Source organism: Parabacteroides caecihominis, assembly GCF_023656785.1.
Classification (GTDB): Bacteria; Bacteroidota; Bacteroidia; order Bacteroidales; family Tannerellaceae; genus Parabacteroides; species Parabacteroides segnis.
The window spans coordinates 66,485-87,534 of record NZ_JAMOKS010000001.1 but is presented as its reverse complement, the minus strand read 5'-3'; the positions used below and the strand labels follow the sequence as shown (position 1 = coordinate 87,534).

Here is a 21,050-nt window from a genome sequence, read left to right as displayed (position 1 = left end):
TAAACCTTTCAAATCTTATATGAGACAGATGAAAAATGTTTTATTAAAATGGGTGTGGGTAGTTATATCTCCACTACTCTTTTCGTGTAATCAGGCAGAGATGAATATTTGCTTTGAAACGGATTATGCAGTATTAAAGATGGATTCTACAGGATTCTTAACGAGTATCTACAGTAAAGTTGATAATATAGAATATTTATCTGATAAGAAAAGTTCTCCATTGTTGGCTCTTTATGCCGGTAACGATGAGGCTATTTTGCCTGTTTCGGCTCGGCAAATCGACGAAAAGGTGATGTTAACGTATACCAATGGAGCTGAAGCTGTTATAGAAATAGGAGAAAAAGAAGAGTACTTGACGTTTAAACTTATATCACTGACTAATCGTGGTAAAGCGGATCATGTAGTATGGGGACCTTATTATACTACGATACGTGAATATATTGGAGATTTGTTGGGAGTAGTCAGTAATGAACGTTGTACGATCGGTATGGTCGCCTGTAATGACAATACGAATACCGGTCTCCCTACAGATGGAGATATGCACCAAATGTATTACAGAGTACATACACCAGATCCGATCAAATATCCTTTGCCGGATTCGTTATATGAGGGGCAGCAATTGCGTATAGGTGGAGATGGCATTAGCGATGTTGCTTTTACGAATCGGAAAGAAGGTCATTTCTTTTTCAATAAAGGGAATGGGGCTGAGTATATACCGGAATATGGTTCTTACATTGTAATGAGTTCGCGTGATCGTCGTGCTACCCGTGATATATTTTTTACACTTATACCAGGTTTTGAAAATGTGAATGTACCTAAGCATCATCGGGTGGAGGCTGTAGATGAGGATGTTTTAGGATCATCGGTTGCATTTTTTGTTTGTCCTAAAGAGCATACGTTAAAACTTTATGAGAAGGTCGTTTTGGAGGAAGGACTGCCTTATATTACCCAGCAAGGGAAATGGGTTCGTGATCCGAAAGCTGCTTGTGCCGATTTAGCATGGTGGGGACGGCATGATAGTTTGATCTCTTATGCAACTCAGTTGGGAGTACGTGCTGTACAGGATGAAGGTTTGGGAGAGTATTATGTCAACCCGGCAAATCGATGGGCGGATAAGATGATTTCTTATGGTGGAAAACAAATTTCTATCGCTGAGTTTACAAAAATGACGAACGAAGCTGGAATCGCTTATGGGTTACATACGTTGTGTGAGTTTTTGCAACCACATTGCAGTGATGTCAGTCCCATTCCTAATGATAGCTTATGCATGGTGTTGAAGACAACGATCACTCATGATTTGAATGCTTCTCAAACGGATATTTGTGTGGCTGATACCAGTTGGTTAAATGAATGGGGAACTTGGCATTGCAATAAACTCAATGTTTTGAAATTAGGGAAAGAACTACTTACTTACGAAGGAGTTACAACAACCCGACCTTATACATTGAAAGGTGTGAAGCGTGGTGCTTACAATACGGTGGCTCAAACACATAAAGCGGGTGAGGTGTTAGCAAAATTACAGATGAACTGTTATAATGGTTTTGTTCCGGATATGAATCTGCAAGACGATTATGCCGATTATTATGCCCGGTTATTGGTTGACGGTGGCATGGATTATGTCGATTTTGATGGACAGGAAAGTTTCATGTATCAAGGACATGGTTATTATTCTATGAAACGATTCTATCGGAATTTGTTTGAGAAGTTTCATACGTATGGCGGAAATGAACTTCGTGTGATGGGATCTGGTATCATGTATGGTAATTGGTTATATATGGGGAATGGAAATATTGGTGGAGGAAACAATATGTTTAACCCTGTAACCAATTCTTTCGGAATTCAGGGGAAAGATGAAAGAAACGGTAATGTTAATAATTTCATTTGTCCCACTTTCGGTATCCAAAATTTCCAATCGGAATGGGATGAACAAGTGATAGAGAATCTACAATCAAAGGCTGTTGCATGGAATGCTACTTATATGCTTGGTTTAAGTGAAAACGCTGTTGAAAAATGTTTGGATAAAGAGCGCGTGTTTAAGGCTTTTCGTGTGTGGGAAGATGCCCGGCGTGCCGATATTTTTTCTAAAGAATTGAAAGAAGAAATGAAAGCTCAAGAGAACCGGTACCATTTGGAACGTATCAATGATCATACATGGACGCTATATACAGTGGATATCTCCGGTGAGCATGTCAATCCGAGAACTCTTATAAATTAGACAATATGTTAAAACATAAATCATTACGCGCATGTGTGTTGCTGTGTTTGGCTCTGAATATCCAACAAGGAAAAGCACAAGAGACAAATGAATTGGAATATGGAGAGGCGATCAAAGGGGTGAATCAAGATCCGAAGCAAAAAAGTATCGGTAGTAAACCTTATGAAATGGAAGGACGTACGGAAGCCAGAGAACCACTGTTTACTTTTGATGATTGTACGCAGTGGCAAGTTCGGGCAAACCAATCCGAGGTCGCATTATATCGAACTAAAGAACAACGGGTAATAGGCGATTACAGCGGAAAAGTCGTTTACAAAACCAAACAGGCAAAAGCCGGATTTCGTGTAGAACTTGTTGAACCTTATAAATTCGATAAAGAGTGGGATTGCATTAACTTTTGGAATTATGGAAACCATTGGTTATGGGAGAACAGTGGAGAAGCCATGACCCATTATGCCGTTATCCAAGATGCCAAAGGCCGGGAGATAACAATTCCGTTCATGCAAGAATGGTTATGGCGGAATATGAATTATAAGTATTGGTTTTTGAACCATATAAAATTGAATGATAGCATTGTCCGACCGATTACATTCATCGGATTGGAATTTAAAGGGAATGGTACAAAACCGGATGTGGAGAACAATATTTTCTTGGGTCCTATCTATGGATATCAAGAAGTTTTGAAGCCAATGAAGTTTAAACCGTTCCCAGAGAAATTACCTTTTCCTCTTCGTGAAGAGACGATCTTGCCGACGAATAAGACGACCGGATTTAGCAATCGTGTGGAGCAACAAGGCGAGAAATACCTTTTCTCATACGAAGGGAAAGATGCTAAGCTGACGTATCAAGTAGACCCGGCTTATCCGATAGGTGGCGTGACACTCTTGTGTGACGGACAAGAGAAAAAGGTGAATACCAACGCTAAGATCCTTTTTGAAAAACGGACAGAAGCAGAGTGGAAAGTTATGGATAAGAGAGTAGAAAACGATACTTTGTTCATCTGTTATAAAGCAGTAGGAAAAGGTTTGAACCAACGCTTTGACTGTTCCTATACGATCAAGCAGAAGTCTTTGATTTGGACGATTGAAGAAAAAGCAGCGGATGGGAAAGTGGAAGAGATCTGCTTAGGCGCGACAGACAACGTGTCGGATGGTAAATTGGTGGGTGTTCCTTTTTTGGTGTATAACCCTTTTGCCAATGATTCCTATACAGCTGATGCTCCCAGTATACTGTATGCCGACAATCTGTTCTATTTGACGATGTTTGATTGGTATTATACCAATGCTTCCATGTATTATGGTGGAGAACAGGGTATCAAAGAGGGTAAAGCGACCTATAATGGAGGTGTCAGATATTATCCGTTGAACAATAAAAAGCGCAACCCGTTACGCGAACGTCTCTTTATTAATGTATCACCGGATGTACACGAAGTATTCCCAACGATTGATAATCCGGCTTCTCCAATGCGTTCTAACCAGGTAGATCGTTTGTGGGCGATCAACGGTGGAAGTGATCTTCCTAAATTAGGAAAGTTCGTGACTGATTTACGGTCTAAAGGTGTAGAAAATGTTAGTATTCGCTATCACGAAGATTTTTGGCGTGCTGGTGGAGAGAGCTATACATTTCGAACAATACCTAACCCTGATCTGGGTACGGAACGTTTGAAAGAATATGTCCGTTTTGTACAAGGACAAGATTGGAGGATCGGTTTTTACTCGAATTACATGGATTTTGCCCCTGTAAATGCTCTGTGGAATGAAGATTGGGTACGTATCAGCCACAATGATTATGGTTGGGGATCTGCTTGGTGTAGATGTTATGCCAATAAAGTAACGATCGGTTGGGAACAACAGGCCCTTTTGGCACCGCAAATACATAAGACATTTGGTACCAACTTTTCTTATTGTGATGTGGAGACTTGTATTTCTCCTATGGACCGGGTGGATTACGATTATCGTACTCCTGGAGCAGGAAAATTTCGTACTGTGTTTGAATATATTGGTATGACTTTGATGAACGAACGCCGCGCCTATCAAGGTCCAGTTTATTCGGAAGGTGGCACACATTGGTTCTATGCAGGATTGTTAGATGGGAATTATTCACATATGAATCATAGTTTGCCTATATTCCCTGATTTTCAACTGTTGAAGATTAATCCGTTGGAAATGGATGGAATGTCTAATGTCTCTAACGAGGCTTATGTTGCTTATGCTTACGCTTTCGGTAATATCGGTATTTTGTCTGATGGTTTTGATGCAGTTCGTAGATATGCTTTCTTGCAACCATTCCAAAATAGCTATTCGATGATTCCGGTGAAAAGTATCCGGTATTTTGATGGAAAATCTTATGTGTCATCTTCAGATGCAATCAAAAAAGATCTATTAAAATCTCCTTGTATCCAGGTTGAATATAATAGTGGTTTGAAGATTTATGCCAACTTTTCCGATCAACCGTGGCTGGTTAAAGAAAATAACCATGATTATTCATTGCCTAAATATGGAACTTTGGCCGTTTTGCCTGGAAGCCGTTTGTTTTCTGTTTCTTCTACAAACCCTGCCTCATCAACAGGTAAATTACTTGACAAGGTTTATTCTGATCATTTATTCTATATTGATACGTATGGGGAAGTAGAAAAGGGAGAATTTGGAGGTAAGGGTTCTTATATGTTGAAGAAAGAAAAATTTGGCTGGGAAATCATCCCTTTGAAGGATTTAGAGGAGGTTGATTTCAATTTGTCTTTAATTGGATTTTCGGAGTTAGGCGTAGATATAGAAGCTATAGATAAGAATGGAAATATCATAACAGTGATAAACCAAGTTCCTTTAGCTGATCAAGTTCATTTTGAACATAAACCTCAATATTACAAATATAAGATTTGCCCAGTTTCATCCATATCCAAATAATAACAAGTATGTTCGGTATTATGTCCCTTTTAAGGATTAATAGCCGGACATACTAGTAAACAGTAATAATCCATTGAATAGGCAATTATTTGCTATGTTTAATGTGAATGGTAGTCTTTATTTTTGTGTAGTAAATATATGTAAATTAAGAAATCTGATAATCTAATTTTTGACCTTATGAGATTTAGAAAAATTAGTAGTATTTGTGCTGTTGCATTTTTGATATTATGCTCATGCAAACAATCGTATGTCGATGAGCTCTCGACCCAATACGCAACATTCAGTGTGGATGGAAAAGGTTTTATTCGCCAGGTAGCGGATAACAGAACAGGCGTGAATTATCTGGCGGAAGAGGGGGCATCTCCCTTGTTGAGTCTCTATGATGGAAAAGAATACATCATGCCCACCAACCTGAAAGTCGAAGGAGACAACTGGATACTAACCTTTGCAAACCAGTCGGAAGCTGTCGTTTCAAAAGAAGTGAAAGACGGGTATATTCGCTTGTCTTTGGTTTCATTGAGTAATCGTGACGGGATTGATGCTATCGCTTGGGGACCGTATGCGACCAAAATATCTCAATATATAGGAGAGACGGTAGGAGTGGTACGTGATACGACTTTTGCTGTCGGTGTACAGGCACTCGGCATAAATACGACAGAGGGACGACCTCATTTGGGGGATGATGCTACAGGTGGCTGTTACATCGATCCGCTGCCGGGACAAGAGGTGCCCGATGATTTGAAAGATAAGATCGGACAGCAAACGTACGACATCAATGTGAATGAAGAAGGAGATATGCCTGCTTATGTGCGTATGATAAGGGGGAATGCGGCTGTTGCACGTCCGTATGGTAGTGATATTCAATTTTTCGCACGTGATTGGCGAAAAGAAAAAGTGATAGACTATATAGGGAGAAGACAGACTGTGACGGCTTTGGATCAGGATTTCATAGGAAGTTCTATTGCCTTGTTTGCCGCACCATCTTCGGAAGCTGTCGATGTCATCGGTAAGATCGAAGTAGGGGAAGGATTGCCACATCCGATGATGAACGGAGAGTGGATCAAAAAACGGAAGCTCCAGAATCCGGCTTATATGTTATATGAGGGTCGTTCGTTGGATAATGCATTGAATTATGCCGATTCTTGTAACTTCAATTTGGTTCATATCGGGGACATATTCAAAAGCTGGGGACATTTTGATTTACACACCTCTCGTTTTCCGGAGGGAGCAGAGCAAATTAAAGCTTTTACTGACAAGGCGAAAGCGCGTGGTATTGAAATCGGCGTACATACGCTGACGATGTTTACTTCTACGCATGATCCGTATGTCTCTCCCGTGCCTAGTGATAGTTTGGCCATTTCAGGAAGTTCTGTTTTGACAAAAGAGATCAGTGCAACTGATAAGGATATAGAAATTGAATCACCGGAATTTTTTACCTATTTGGGTGAAACGCATTCGGCAAAGATAGGTACGGAGATTGTGTCGTATCGGGAGGTAACTACAGAGAAGCCTTATAAACTGCTGGATTGTACACGTGGACAGTTCGGAACGAAGCCTACGGCTCATCAGGCAGGCGATAAGATTGATAAGCTACTGAATAATTGTTATAGCGGCCTCTTTCCGGATATTCATTTGAGTGATGTTTTTGCTAAACGTTTGGCTGAAGTGTGCAATGAAACGGGAGTCGGATTGATGGACTTCGACGGTTATTACGGTGGATCACCTACGGGACATGGTTTATATGGGGCTTCCAGGTTCTTGAAACAATGGTTTGACGACCTGGATCAGAAAGGTATTATCTCTTGTGGTTCATCACCGTTCCATTATTGGTGGCATATCTATTCTTTCATGAACTGGGGAGAACCGTGGTATGACAACCTGCGCCAGAGCCAAGTCAATTACCGTTTGGAGAACCAGCGTTATTTCGAACGTAACTTGATGCCGGGTATGTTGGGTTGGTTTAAATTGGAACAGACTTATCGACCGGAAGATATTGAATGGATCCAGGCACGTAGTGCCGCTTTTGATGCCGGCTATCTGTTGCGTGTAGACGAAAGCATCGAACAGAGCGGATTTAAGAGTCACCTCTTTGAAGCCATTCGTGAATGGCAGAAAGTACGTAACAATCATTTGTTGACAGCTGCACAAAGAGAGAAGATGAAGAATCCTAAAAACGAATTCCATTTGGAGAAAGCGGGTGATAATGCTTGGAACTTGTATGAAGTAACCTTGAAAGGGGATAATGTCCACAAGTATCGTTCGGTACAAACGGGAGAACCTTTGTTAAGTAAGTTTACTTTTGATAATCCGTATGAGAAGCAACCAGTACAATTTTATGCAACGATAAAAGTCGGAGACGAAGCGGGTGCACAAATCACCAACCTGCAAATATTGGTGGAAGGTTGTGCTCCGATCCAAGTGCAAGAGATATTGAAAGCGGGCGACAAACTCTATTGCGATGGTAATTCCGTATATGTATGTGATGAATACTGGAAGCCTCGTAAAAGTTTTGCCGTATCCGAAACTACTGCATGGGGAAAGGGGAAAAACAATGTGACGGTACAATGCGACTTCTCTTCTTCAAAAGCTCCTTCTGTGGAGGTAGAATTCAAGTCCTTGGGTAATAAAGAAAGTATAACCGGTAGATAAATGCCGGATACTTTTTTAGCCGATTTCCTCGTAGGGGTAGATTTCAAACCTACCCTTACGAGATCGGTTATATTTTTTATATCTGACAAGATATGTGCTATAATAGTGCAGGCTTTATTTCTCCTTTTCCTTCAACAATTGTTCCAGCAAGGCGGACTTTTCTTTCTCAACAGCCAGCATGCGTTCAAAAAGGTCGGTAGTCTGTTTGTTCAATTCCATTATTTTGTCCAGGGGATTGTTAATCGTGTTGTGATGATTTTCTTCTCCAACATTCGAGTTATCAACTCCTGTATTATAGCTTCCGCTTTCAAAATTATTATTTTCAATAACAACTGACAGCGGATTTTCATCCAGTTCTTCAATGATCTTGGGAGCAACATGGAGGATATTCGCGATTTGGATCAACGTATTTTGTTCGATCACCCGTTGGCTTTCGATGCGTGAAACCTTTTGCTGCGTGGTACCGAGCATTTCCGCCAATGAGCTTTGTTTGACACCCATTATATTACGTAATCTGCGGACGTTCGCACCTTGGTGAACGTTCTTTCCGGTTTTCTCTTCTGTTTCTCTTTCCATATCGAACTTATTTTATTTGAGACAAATATAAGGACAAAACGATAAAGTCCTTACTTATCATATGGGAAATAACAATCTGTCCTGCTTTTTTCTTTTCCTTCATGTTATGTAAAATATTCAGATGTTTATGTATTTTACCTAGCCATGAATATTGGGGCATGGGATATTCTGGCTTTCTTTGTAAAAAGAAGATAACAGGTTTTGGATTCATATATGTAGAAGATGCGAAAGGAGATAGGATTGGTAAACATTAAAAGGGGGTTAGGGCTTTTTTATAAGCTCCCAACTATTCATATTTGAAATAATATACAATATATTCAAATATGTAAATAGCTGTCTGGTTCGCGAGGATAGGGCAGTTTTAATCTTTAGCATTGATTTTCTTACCGTAATCTGTTGTTTTTTTAATCATATCTGTTACCTTTGTTCCTGTGGGGAATGTTTTAGAAGCCATGGCGTTGACTTCCTTCCGTTATTATTATGGAAAAAAGGTATTTTAAAGTTTTATTTCAGTTTGCATAAATTATCCCCGGTTCTAATTTCGGCTGAGATAGTAATATCACATTCTTTATATTTTGACTTAACTAAACTATTTATGTTATGATGAGTATGTTAACTAGATTACGCGATTATGCAAAACTTCTTTTTACCCGAGAACAGAAGCTTTGTCTTGTAAATAATGCATTTACAGCTCCTGACGCAACGTTGCAGGAAGAAGTTCTTATTGTCTCTCCAACACCCGAAGAACAACCTTCCGTGCCTGAGCAACAACGTGTAGAAGCACAGCCACAACCTGTACCTCCCAAAAAATATGTGACTGAAAAAGATGTTGTATATGAATCATTTAAAAAGCTCACTCCGGAATATCTGTTTATTATAACGGAAATGCGCAACTTGCTTAACTCTGAGAACAAAAAATTCGTATTCCATGCGTTGGCAACCCATATAAGTATTAAAAAGGTGGCAAAACATCTGAAAATTACACAACGCAAAGTAAAGATCATATTTCAGGAAGCCTTGGTGGATATCGGCATTCAGACCGGATTTATTAGGAGTTATCTGGATGAGAGCGAAAAGAAAGATAAGGAAATCAGGGAACTGAAATCGAAGATTATATCATTGAATGCCAGAATAAATAAACTGCAGGATGAGCAAGCCTTGCGAATGAAGTTTGCCGGAGAAAAGATTTCATTAGAGAACCAGCAACTTTTGCTGAAGAAGCCATTGACTGTCTCTCTTGATTTGGATACAAGGACCTATAATGCCTTAAGAGATAATCATATAGATACGTTGGAAGATTTAGTGAGATATATTTTAGAAAATGAAGAGATGGAAAGGTTGAAAACATTACATAACTTTGGAGAAGTCTCGTTTAAGAGGTTGAAAAGCGAATTGTTCAAAAAAGGAATAATGGATGTCAGCGGGCATTGCGAACTTTTACGATATGTGACGGTTTCCAAGAAATAACTGTGATCCGGTTGTTTATAACTTTGTGGTTCATGTATTGGCAAATACTATTTGTAATAATAATAATAGGTTTATATTTGTATCGAAATTAGGATATGTTGCTAGGTGAAAAATAATTATCTTTTGCCGAATTGTTAACCTGACAGCTATTTAATGAGGAGAATTACAGTATAAACATGGATAGTGAACTTTTATATCGTCTGAAGGAGGGAGACAGGGATGCTTTTAATACTGTCTATTGGCGATACAGTCCGAAGGTATACAACACCGTTCTGTATTTGCTGAATGACGCAGATTTGGCTGAAGATGTCGTTCAGGAACTCTTCCTGACTATTTGGGAAAAGCGTGGAAATATATTACCTGAGCTTAACTTTGAAGCCTATATCTCGACCATCGCCCGTAATTTAGCCTATAAATATGTGGAAGAAGCTCTTCATAAAAACCTTCCGGTGGAAGAAATCAGGGATGCGAAACTGATCTCCAGCTCGGAAGAAGATGCGATTGAGGCCGATTCGTTGCGGGAATATATTTTCAATGTCATCTCTTCCTTTCCGGAAATGCGGCGGAAAGTATTTATCATGAGCCGTTTTGAAAACTTGTCGCATGCAGAAATTGCGAAAAAATTATCCCTGTCCGAACGAACGGTTGAAGCACATATCTATCAGGCCCTGAAAGAACTTCGTAAAGTGCTTGGAAATAAAGCGGTAGCTTTTATCCTTATCTATCTTTCCTTATAAAACCGACTTCCCTCTTTTCTGAATATTCCTTGTCTTTAAGCAGAATTCGTTTGTGAATTAAAGTTAAAAATGAGCCTGTTTTATCTTTTGACTAAGTAGTAGGTATATTTATCCCACTATAATATATAAACGGATTACTAATGAGAATAGAATTACTTCACCGTCTGATAGCAGGTACGACTACCGAAGAAGAAAACCGGCAGTTGATGGAATGGTTCCGGCAGTGCGCATCCAAAGAGGAGTTCTTCATGCTTTTTGAGACTGCATGGAAAGAGAGCCCGGATGAGATGCCCAGGGATGTACAGGAACGTATGTACCGCAGGCTGAGCTGGGAGTTGGATGAGAAGAAAACTAAAACTATTTTATTACATTCACGTTTTTCATGGAAGATTTGGCCACAGATTGCGGTAGCTTGTATTATCATTGTTTTAGGCTTGGTTAATTATCGTATGAGCGATAAACAAAAGCAACTGTCGACACAGAATTTCATGGTATTGGCAGAAAAAGGGCAACGGGCATTCATTACTTTGCCTGATAGTACGAAAGTGTGGCTGAACTCCGATACAAAAATTAGTTATCCGGCAGATTATGGCTTGAAAGAACGTAACGTAACATTAGTAGGAGAGGCCTATTTTGAAGTGGCCAAAAATCCGGATAAACGCTTTATTGTGGAAGCAAAAGGTATGCAGGTCGAAGCTTTGGGAACTTCATTCAATGTTAATGCGTATCAGAATGATAATAAAATTATTGCATCGTTGTTTTCCGGCTCTGTCAGGGTAAGCTATGATCGTCATGTGGCAATTCTCGAACCGCATGAATCTATTAGGGTCGATTTATTGAACCGGAGTTTTTCCCGGTATAAGGATGAGAGTATGCAGAATATAGCTCTTTGGAGGAAAAACGAGATCACATTTGACGGTGAGTCTTTGGAGGAGATAACCCATATTATGAGCCGCCTGTATAATACAACAATATGCATAGAAGACGAATCTTTGAAAAAAGTATGTTACATAGGAACCATTCGAAATAACAACCTTGAAAACTTTATCGACATTATTAGCCTGACAACCCCGGTTGTATATGAAAATAAAGGAGATACCGTATTTTTGAGAAAGAGGGTTCCTTAGCAGGAGTTAACCGTACGGAAAAATAAAACGAATATGTCTAATCTAATACAACGCCTATGAGAAAGGAATAAAAAATTAACAAAAAGAGGTAACTCTAATCGAGCTACCTCCTCATTACTGTTTTTGCAGATATCCCTTATGTTGATACAGCCGATGTAGGAGACCGGCCGTTGTTAACGGGACTCTTCTGCTTACAAAGTTACAAACATTTATTTTATCTACGTCTTATTTCTAATTAAAAGAAAAATGAGTAACATGAAGCATTTATTTAAACAGATGGTTTTTCTGACATTATTGTTAACCTTTCCGTTGCTGGAGATTCACGCTCAGATAACCATACATATCAAAGACAAACCTGCTTCGGAAGTGGTGAAGCAAATTGAAAAGGTGAGCAAATACCGCTTTTTCTATAAGAAAGGACTTCCTGGTATGACTACTCCGATTACCGTTGAAGTGAACGATCAGGGTATTGAAGCCGTGATGGGACAGATTGTGGGGCAGATTCCTGTTTCTTATACTATAAAAGGGGATACTCAGATAGTTCTTGCCGAGTCTGAGCCTCAAAATACGAGTACAGGTAAAAATAAGTCAGTGAAAGGTTCCGTAACAGATGCGAATGGCGAACCTGTTATAGGAGCAAATATTGTTCAGATAGGAACCGTAAATGGAGTAATTTCTGATCTGGATGGTAATTTTGATATAGAAGTGCCGGAAGGTTCGACTCTTGAGATTTCTTATATAGGTTATCGTCCTAAAGAAGTAAAAGTGGGGAACAATACAGTATTGACTGTCATTTTGGAGGAAGATACTCAGGCGTTGGATGAGGTAGTCGTTGTCGGATACGGCAGCCAGAAAAAAGTAAACCTGACAGGATCGGTGGCTACCGTAAATTCAGAATCTTTGGCTAATCGTGCAATATCCAATGTCTCTCAGGGATTACAGGGCCTGGTTCCGGGTATGACTGTTACAAATAGTGGAGGACAACCGGGTATGGATGCCGGCAAAATACTTATTCGTGGTGTCGGCTCTTTCAATGTATCGACACCGATGGTATTGATTGATGGTATCGAAGGAGATATGAATATAGTGGATACACAGGATATCGAAAGTATATCTGTTTTGAAGGATGCTGCTTCAGCTGCTATATATGGCTCTAAAGCTGCTAACGGGGTAATTCTTATTACCACGAAGCGGGGAAAACAGGGGGCTCCCAAGATCAATTACAACGCTCTTTTCGGATGGTCTTCCCCTTCGGAATTGATGCCGCGTACCAGTTCGGTAGAATTAGCTCAGTTGACTAATGAAGCAGAATATTGGGGTGCTATATCCGAAGGTGCTACCCCGGAACAGGCTACAAAGCGTATGCCTTATTCTCAGACCGATATCGACTTGTACGCAAATGGAACCGATCCGTACGGACATCCAAATACAGATTGGAATAAACTTTTCTTTGTGGGTTCCGGATTTACCAACCGGCATAATGTAAGTGTCGGTGGAGGTACCGAATGGGTAAATTACCGTACTTCGCTGGGATATTCAAAACAGGAAGGTATAGTGAAAAATGCAGCAAACAGGCAGTTCAACCTGCGTGTAAACTTGGATATGAAAATTACAGAGCGGTTAAAATCCAAAATAAATCTGGATTATGTCAATTCTTTGATTCAGGAGCCTACAAACCCGATATCCTGGGATTCGGGAACAAGCGAACAGACTTACCGTCAAGTAAATAGAATATCTCCGATGGTTCCCTATAAGAATGAAGATGGTACATATGGAACAATCAGTGATGGTAACCCGATTGCTTTCCAGGATTCGGGGGCAAAAGGTGAAAGACAGAATGACTATATTACAGCTTTTGCGGAATTTTCTTATGATATTCTGGATGGATTGGTAGCCAGAGTGAACGGTTCATATTATGTACAGAACCAGGATTATAATTTGTATAGAAAAGAAATTCAATATAATGAAGCCAAATATGACGGACCTACCCAGTATACACAATCTTATTATACGAATAACCGTACACAAGCAGATGCTATGTTGACTTACGATAAGACATTTATAGAAAAGCATACGGTTAATCTATTGGCTGGTTTCCATTCGGAATTGTATAAATACAAGGAAACGAAAGCCTACAGGAAAGACTTTCCTTCTTCGGATGTAACCGACCTGAACGGAGGTTCGGTTGTCGGAATGACTAATAGCGGATATACCCGCGAACTTGCCATGAATTCATTCTTTGCAAGAGCTAAATATAATTTTGATAATAAATATTTGTTCGAAGGTAATATCAGAGGGGATGGTTCTTCCCGTTTCGCTAAAGGATATAGATGGGGATGGTTCCCTTCTTTCTCCGGAGCCTGGCGTTTATCAAATGAGAATTTTATGGCTGGTACACGTACTTTTGTCGATGATATGAAAGTCAGAGCTTCCTGGGGTGTATTAGGAAATCAGGAAATTCCGAATGATTATTATCCGTATATTAATACATATTCTACATCTCCTAAATATCCTTTTGGTAATGTAATCAATACTGGAGCAGCACAGACAAATAATAAGATAAATGACTTGTCATGGGAGACAACCTATACCTGGGGAGTCGGTTTGGATATGACTGTACTGAATTCATTGTCGATGACTCTTGATTGGTATAATCGTAAAACGACGGGTATTTTGATGCAGGTTAATGTTCCTACTACCTTTGGTTACGGAGGATATTATGACAATATCGGTGAGATGAGCAATAAAGGTATTGAGGCCTCTCTGAATTATAATAAGCAGATTAGTCAGGTGGCTTTTAATGCCGGTGTGAATTTTGCCTATAATAAAAACAAAGTATTGTCACTGGGAGACCTCGACGACCAGAAAGGTAGCCGCACCATAACAATGGTTGGTCGCCCGTATCAGGCATTCTACGGTTACCAGTCTGACGGAATTTTCCAGAGTCAGGAAGAGATAGATAAGGCTCCTAAATATACGATGATTGACAATGCACGTCTGATACCAGGAGACATTAAGCTGGTCGATAGGAATAAGGATAATGTTATCGATGAAAAGGATAAGATTATTCTGAACTCAGAAAATCCTAAGTTTACATTTGGTATTAATCTGGGGGCTAAATGGAAGCTATTTGATGCCTCTTTATTCTTCCATGGGGCGGCAGGCGTTGCCCGTTATTTTACGGATGAAATGTATGGTGAATTTAACGGTGATTCAGGCCATCCTTCCAAGTTGTGGTTGGATAGGTGGACTCCTGAAAATCCGACGAATAAAATGCCGCGTGCATCCAAATTCAGAACTTATAATATGCCGGAAGTGACAACCTCTGATTTCTGGCTGGTCAATACGAATTATCTGAGACTGAAAGATGTACAGGTAGGCTTTACATTCCCTAAGACATGGTGTACTAATATGAAGATATCTTCTGTCCGTATTTATTACAGCGGACAAAATCTGCTGACAATAAAAAAATGTCCGGAAGGAATCGATCCTGAGGCTCCAAGTGGTTGGGGAGCATATTATCCGCATATAACAACTAATTCGGTTGGAATTTCTATCACTTTATAAAGATTAATCGTATGAAAAAGATATTATTTTTATTCATTATAGGTATTCTGGTTACTTCTTGTTCTCTGGATCGTGCACCTAAAGATTCTTTATCGACTGCTACTTTCCCGAAAACGGAAAAAGATATTGAAATGTTAGTGGTCGGTTGTTATGATGGCTATGTGGATCAGACATTTACTGTTTATAATGATGTGTTTAGTGATAATGGTTATTGTGCCATCAATACGAACTGGTCTGCTTATGCCAACGGAAAAGCGACGCATTCAAATCCAGGAATCGGATGGTTTGATTATACTTTGATAACCCGTTGTAATAATTTCCTGGCTCTTACTGAAAATACCGAAGTTCCGTTTAAAGATCCGAACAGACTGAAACAACTGAGGAATGAGGTTCGCTTTCTTCGTGCCTGGAGATATTATATGATGGCGACAGCCTATGGAGATATTCCTTTGGTAACAGAAGTTGTATCTACATTGGAAGAATCCAAAATACCGGCATCGCCCGAAGCTGATATAGTTAAATTTATATTGGATGAATTGAATGAGCTTTCGGCAGAAGGAAACTTGGATGTTACGCCTAAAGAGTCTGGTCGTATCACAAGAGGGGCGGCATTGGCACTTAAAATGAGAATGTGTTTGTATTACAAGCAATATGAAGAAGCGATCGCAGCAGCCGATGAAATAGAGAAACTGGGTGTTTATAATTTGTTTACTGCCGGAACGACTCCTTATGCCGATTTGTTTAAAGAAGCGAATGAAGATAATTGCGAGATTATCCTGGCTGCTAAAAAGGTGGAGAATGATTATAAGAATCAGACAATTATTGAATTTTGTAATGCGAACGACGGGGGATGGTCGGCATTTGTTCCTATACAAAGCCTGGTCGACGCTTATGAAACATCTTCCGGTCTGACGATCGAAGAAGCTGAAAAAAACGGAGAATATGACCCGGTTCATCCTTATAAGAATAGAGATCCCCGTTTTTATGCAACAGTTTTGTACTCCGGAGCAGATTGGGTAAATCCTAACGGCGTTTACAGAATATATAATACACTCGACAGGACTATAGATGGGAAACCGAACAAGGATAATGCAAATGATTCACGTAATGCTTCACAATCGGGATATACATGCTGTAAGTATATGTCGCCTCTTACGCAATATTCGGATATCAACAATACAGGACTCGATTTTATTGTTTTTCGTTACGCCGAGGTGCTTTTATCAAAAGCAGAAGCATTGATCGAACTCAACAGGGATCTTGATGAAGCCTGCAATTTGATGGATGAGGTGCGGAAACGTGCCGGGATGCCGATGGTAGACAGAAATAAATATTCGACACAGGCAACCTTGCGTGAGTTGTTAAGGCGTGAGAGACGCGTTGAGTTTGCATTCGAAGGATTAAGACGTAGTGATATCGTACGATGGGGTATTGCAAAAGAAGTACTTAACGGACCTATTTATGCAACCAACTATGGTACAGTCATTATGGATACGAATATTCCTCAGGAAGAACGGGCTGTTATTAAAACTGGAGAGGAGAATAAAGTCGTATTGGAAATACGTTCCTTCAAAAATACTTATCTTCCTATACCACAATCGGAGCTGGACAGAAATCCGAATCTGGTTCAAACAAATTTTGAATAAAAGGAATGATTATGGTATATGGATTATTAAAAAGATATCTAGGTTTGCTGTTTCTTTCTGCCTGTATTATTCCGAACCTTTTTGCCGGAGTTACGCAAAAGAAAGAGAAACCGGTGATGTTTCAGGTAAGGAAAGATATAAAATATCAGGTGATCGATAATTTCGGGGCATCGGATGCCTGGAGGATCGCTTTTGTCGGTCGGTATTGGCCGGTAGAAAAACGTGAAAAGATTGCTGACCTGCTTTTTAGCACGAAGATGGATACCAACGGAAATCCGATCGGTATAGGTCTGAGTAACTGGAGGGTGAATATTGGTGCCGGGAGTTTCGAAAACCGAGAAAATAAAGAAGTCACGAGCACCTGGAATCGTACAGAGTGTTTTTTATCACCGGATGGCTCGTATGATTTTAGTAAGCAGGCTGGACAACAGTGGTTCATGAAGGCGGCAAAAGAAAGAGGGGTCGATGACTTTCTGTTTTTCACCAATTCGGCTCCTTATTTTATGACGCGAAGTGGTTCGACATTGGCGTCGGATAAGAAGAGGATTAATTTGCAGCATGATAAATTTGATGATTTTGCCGATTTTCTGGCGTTAACAACCAAGCATTTCATTGATGAGGGTTTTAATGTCAGGTATATAAGTCCTATAAATGAACCTCAGATTGATTGGGGAGAAAATAAGTGGCAGGAAGGTAGTTTTGCAACCAATCAAGATGCATATATGCTTGTCGGAGAGTTGGATAAAGCATTAACCAGACATGGTGTTTCATCGAAAATTGTGTTTGGAGAGGTGGCTGATATGAAGTATTTGTTCGACTGCGACACCAGTCTGACAATGCCGGATAATATCATAGAAGAGTTTTTTACTCGTAAAGGACAGTACAATATTATGGGGATGCCCAATGTGTATAATTGTGTTTCTGCCCATGATTATTGGAGTGCTTACCCGGCGAAAACATTGGTTGGACTGAGACAGAAAATACGTGGGGCTCTGTCGGCGGCTGATAATGGTACTAAGTTCTGGGCTTCGGAATATTGTATTTTGGAGAAAAATGATGAAATATCCGGTGAACCTTCCCCTGCCAAAAGTCTGAATCTGGGATTATATGTTGCACGGATTATCCATACTGATTTGGCGGTAGCCAATGCATCGGCATGGCAGTGGTGGACTGCTGTTTCTTTGGGTGAAGATGTTCCTATCCAGTTGAAGCCTAAAGAGCATTCAACAGCCGAAAGTTTGAAATATGACGGAATTGTAAGTCCTACGAAGATGCTGTGGGCGACAGGTAATTTTAGTCTGTTTATTCGTCCGGGGATGTGGAGGATTTCGTTGGACAGAGAACCGGAGATTTCTGAACTGGAGGCGGCAACTTCGTTAATGAGTTCTGCTTATACGGATGGGGAAAAGGTAGTGTTGGTCTTTATCAATTATGAGGATAAGCAGAAAGAAGTGAAGATTAGATGTGGTAATTCAACGAAAGGGAAAATGTTTGTTACTGATATGGATAAAAATCTGGAATATACGGGAGAACATAAATTATCGGAATTGATAATTGCCCCGAAGGCTGTGGTTACAGTTGTAATCTAGTTGAAAAGTTCAGTCCTGCCGAAGTCTTTTGCAGGACTGATTTTTTTGAAGACATGCGGAACCTTTCTTTGGAGTGGTTATTACCGCTTGTATTTTTACTATGGCATGAATAGAATTTTATACCGACCTAACCGGAAAAAGTATACGTACTAATTAGAATTAGTATGCCATGTAATCAGTGGTTGATAACCATCAACCGTATGGTTCATAATTATCGGCCGATTGGCTCACAATTATCAACCAAACGGCAGACAATTATCGGCCGCTGATTTGAATAGGAAGTGAAGAAAGGACGATAATGGCAAGTGATTGAAAACAAGCGTATTAATTTGTCATGGCAAAGTAGGGATAATTTTTTTAGTAAAACACAAGAAAACAGAATATTTTATCATTTCCGTTGTTTATTTAATCGCATCCGCTATCTTTGTAGTGTGCGGATAGTTTTGAAGTCATAGCGTTGATCTCTTTCTGCACAGATTAATTTTATAAAAAGGCATTTTAAGATATTATCTCGGTCCACATAATTATCCCAAATTTTTGATACAACTGAGATAGTAGCAACAAAATGCCCATGTTGTTTGTATATTTAGTTATATATGATATGACGTGGGCCGTTGCTTACTATCAGTGTATCGGGTCGGGATACCCTATGTGGCTGAGATGTAACAACGGTTCCACGTTTTTTTATGCTTTTTTGAATTTCAGTATATTATGGAAAGCTTTCAGATATGCGATACTATTATATAAATGGTAATTAGGAGTAGTTTTTTTATCATAAAAATAAGTTTATATTTGCATAGGGTTATAGCGCATTTTTATGAAAAAACAATTGTATAGTATGTCCTGAAAGTTTTATCTGATTTTTATCAGAGCAACTATTATTAATATATTAACCTAAAATATGCAGAACACTTCTGTTACAGATGAAATATTAATTGCTGCAATCGGAAAAGATGATTACACCAGTTACAATAAGCTGTTCGTCCGTTACTACAGCCGTCTGTGTTATTATGTCTATCGTATATTGATGGATAAGGAGGATGCGGAAGATGTCGTGCAGGAATTATTTCTTACTCTGTGGAATAACCGGAAGAAAATAGAGATTGGGGAGAATGTTTCCGGTTACCTGTATAGGATGGCAAAAAATCTGGCCCTGAACCACATCCGTACCGAAACGAATTACAGGTCCGTTTTGGAAAGCCGGGAGGAGCCGCTTTCCTACTATGAAGAAAACCCGCTTGAATCCGAAGAGTTCCGCTTGGCACTCAACGATTGCATTAACCGCCTGCCCGGCCGCTGTAAGGAGGTATTGCTCCTTCACCGTGTGAAAGGACTGAAGCAAAAAGAAATTGCCGATCAGTTGTCCATTTCCGTTAAAACGATTAAAAATCAGATATGGAGCTCCCTGCAACGTCTGAAAAGATGCCTGGAGCTGAAAGGTGTATAATTTTTTTTCAGGTCCGTATAGGACCTTTTTTGTTTTGAGGTGTCTTAATTATAAAAAGAAGATTCATGGAAGGAAAAGAACTCATAAACGATCACATCGTAAATTACCTGCTCGGCGGTGAAAAGGAGATCACCGACCCGGTTTTGCAGGAATGGCTGGCCGGGAGTGAGTCGAACCAGCAGGAGCTGGAACGTTATCGCAGGATCTGGGAAGAGTCCGCAAATTACATGGACATGGACGTGTTCGATACAAACCGGGCCTGGGTGAAGGTGGATAAGGTGAACCATCGGAAGGTATCTTTGCAGAGACGACTGAAAAATATCTCTTATGCATTGTCAGGTGTTGCCGCGGCTGTTTTATTGATGGTCGCCCTTTCCTTGACCGGATGGTTCGACAGGGAACAGGAGGTGACAGTGAGCCTGACTGCCGATTATGGCAACCGTTCGGAGATCGTTCTGCCGGATGGGTCGACCGTCAAGTTGAATTCCGGTTCGGAAGTGACCTATGCTTATAACCCGCAGAAGAAGGTCCGGGAGATACGTTTTCAGGGGGAAGGTTATTTTGACGTGTCGAAGAGTAAAAGGCCTTTCGTTGTAAAAATGGCGAACGGGGTGGAAGTAAAAGTATTGGGGACTACCTTTAATCTAAAAGCCTATCCCGATGATCCGACTATCCGGGCCTCTTTGATAGAGGGCCATATCGAATTGGAGCACCAGAACGACAGGCTGGTGATGAAAGCCGGCGAAATGGCGGAGTTCGATAAACGGACCAACCGGCTGGAACAGGTTGAAGGAGATCTCTCGCATTCCTACGGCTGGCTGAAGAATAAGCTGTATATGGATGATATGTCTTTGGCCGACGTTTGTAAATATCTGGAGAGGTGGTATAATGTGGATATCGCTGTTCAGGAAGACTTGGGAGAACAGATACGCTATAACGGTGTCATTCAGGAAGATACGATTGCGGAAGTCATGGAGGCTTTATCCAAACTGAGTAATATTGCCTATCACGTGAAAGGAAAACATATAAGTATAACCTCTAAATAAATTTGCCTATGAGATAAATACCATGAAACATAAAAACGGGAAATGTTTGCACCACTTCCCGTCCTATTTTTTGATCATTAA

General features: G+C 40.1%; 12 protein-coding genes. 11 read left to right on the top strand and 1 reads right to left on the bottom strand.

Annotated features, from left to right (window positions below):
• Positions 1-100 precede the first annotated feature (100 nt).
• The 3 genes from NBH14_RS00190 (at position 101) to NBH14_RS00180 (ending at position 7,767) form a co-directional block, all read left to right on the top strand.
• The gene (locus NBH14_RS00190; RefSeq protein ID WP_250817012.1) at positions 101-2,215 is read left to right on the top strand and encodes a hypothetical protein; all 2,115 of its coding nucleotides are present in this window, start codon (positions 101-103) and stop codon (positions 2,213-2,215) included.
• Between the two features lie 5 nt (positions 2,216-2,220).
• Entirely contained in the window at positions 2,221-5,118 is a 2,898-nt protein-coding gene (locus NBH14_RS00185) for a hypothetical protein (protein ID WP_186957854.1), read from the top strand.
• A gap of 177 nt (positions 5,119-5,295) precedes the next feature.
• Entirely contained in the window at positions 5,296-7,767 is a 2,472-nt protein-coding gene (locus NBH14_RS00180) for a hypothetical protein (RefSeq protein WP_250817010.1), read from the top strand.
• 114 nt (positions 7,768-7,881) lie between these two features.
• Here NBH14_RS00180 and NBH14_RS00175 read toward each other — a convergent pair whose 3' ends face one another.
• Entirely contained in the window at positions 7,882-8,343 is a 462-nt protein-coding gene (locus NBH14_RS00175; protein ID WP_186957852.1) for a helix-turn-helix domain-containing protein, read from the bottom strand.
• Between the two features lie 600 nt (positions 8,344-8,943).
• On the opposite strand from NBH14_RS00175, the gene NBH14_RS00170 reads away from it, so the two are divergent.
• From NBH14_RS00170 to NBH14_RS00135, 8 genes are all read left to right on the top strand, one after another.
• The gene (locus tag NBH14_RS00170) at positions 8,944-9,810 is read left to right on the top strand and encodes a DNA-directed RNA polymerase subunit alpha C-terminal domain-containing protein (RefSeq protein ID WP_186957851.1); all 867 of its coding nucleotides are present in this window, start codon (positions 8,944-8,946) and stop codon (positions 9,808-9,810) included.
• Positions 9,811-9,986: 176 nt separating this feature from the next.
• Positions 9,987-10,547: an RNA polymerase sigma factor gene (locus tag NBH14_RS00165; RefSeq protein ID WP_186957850.1), complete on the top strand. Its 561-nt coding sequence runs from the start codon at positions 9,987-9,989 to the stop codon at positions 10,545-10,547.
• 140 nt (positions 10,548-10,687) lie between these two features.
• Entirely contained in the window at positions 10,688-11,674 is a 987-nt protein-coding gene (locus NBH14_RS00160; RefSeq protein ID WP_186957849.1) for a FecR family protein, read from the top strand.
• A gap of 255 nt (positions 11,675-11,929) precedes the next feature.
• Complete coding sequence (locus tag NBH14_RS00155; RefSeq protein WP_250817008.1) at positions 11,930-15,241, top strand: SusC/RagA family TonB-linked outer membrane protein; 3,312 nt, start codon at positions 11,930-11,932, stop codon at positions 15,239-15,241.
• Between the two features lie 11 nt (positions 15,242-15,252).
• Complete coding sequence (locus NBH14_RS00150; RefSeq protein ID WP_186957847.1) at positions 15,253-16,887, top strand: RagB/SusD family nutrient uptake outer membrane protein; 1,635 nt, start codon at positions 15,253-15,255, stop codon at positions 16,885-16,887.
• 11 nt (positions 16,888-16,898) lie between these two features.
• On the top strand, positions 16,899-18,476 hold the full coding sequence (locus NBH14_RS00145) for a glycoside hydrolase (RefSeq protein WP_186957846.1): 1,578 nt from the start codon (positions 16,899-16,901) through the stop codon (positions 18,474-18,476).
• Positions 18,477-19,377: 901 nt separating this feature from the next.
• Positions 19,378-19,923, top strand: coding sequence for an RNA polymerase sigma factor (locus NBH14_RS00140; RefSeq protein ID WP_186957845.1), 546 nt, complete (start codon positions 19,378-19,380; stop codon positions 19,921-19,923).
• Between the two features lie 65 nt (positions 19,924-19,988).
• The gene (locus NBH14_RS00135; RefSeq protein WP_186957844.1) at positions 19,989-20,969 is read left to right on the top strand and encodes a FecR family protein; all 981 of its coding nucleotides are present in this window, start codon (positions 19,989-19,991) and stop codon (positions 20,967-20,969) included.
• Positions 20,970-21,050 lie beyond the last annotated feature (81 nt).

Coding starts and splice junctions, on each gene's coding strand:
- NBH14_RS00160 (WP_186957849.1), top strand. CDS start 10,688: ATGAGAATAGAATTACTTCACCGTCTGATAGCAGGTACGACTACCGAA.
- NBH14_RS00145 (WP_186957846.1), top strand. CDS start 16,899: ATGGTATATGGATTATTAAAAAGATATCTAGGTTTGCTGTTTCTTTCT.
- NBH14_RS00165 (WP_186957850.1), top strand. CDS start 9,987: ATGGATAGTGAACTTTTATATCGTCTGAAGGAGGGAGACAGGGATGCT.
- NBH14_RS00140 (WP_186957845.1), top strand. CDS start 19,378: ATGCAGAACACTTCTGTTACAGATGAAATATTAATTGCTGCAATCGGA.
- NBH14_RS00170 (WP_186957851.1), top strand. CDS start 8,944: ATGATGAGTATGTTAACTAGATTACGCGATTATGCAAAACTTCTTTTT.
- NBH14_RS00185 (WP_186957854.1), top strand. CDS start 2,221: ATGTTAAAACATAAATCATTACGCGCATGTGTGTTGCTGTGTTTGGCT.
- NBH14_RS00190 (WP_250817012.1), top strand. CDS start 101: ATGAATATTTGCTTTGAAACGGATTATGCAGTATTAAAGATGGATTCT.
- NBH14_RS00180 (WP_250817010.1), top strand. CDS start 5,296: ATGAGATTTAGAAAAATTAGTAGTATTTGTGCTGTTGCATTTTTGATA.
- NBH14_RS00155 (WP_250817008.1), top strand. CDS start 11,930: ATGAAGCATTTATTTAAACAGATGGTTTTTCTGACATTATTGTTAACC.
- NBH14_RS00175 (WP_186957852.1), bottom strand. CDS start 8,343: ATGGAAAGAGAAACAGAAGAGAAAACCGGAAAGAACGTTCACCAAGGT.
- NBH14_RS00150 (WP_186957847.1), top strand. CDS start 15,253: ATGAAAAAGATATTATTTTTATTCATTATAGGTATTCTGGTTACTTCT.
- NBH14_RS00135 (WP_186957844.1), top strand. CDS start 19,989: ATGGAAGGAAAAGAACTCATAAACGATCACATCGTAAATTACCTGCTC.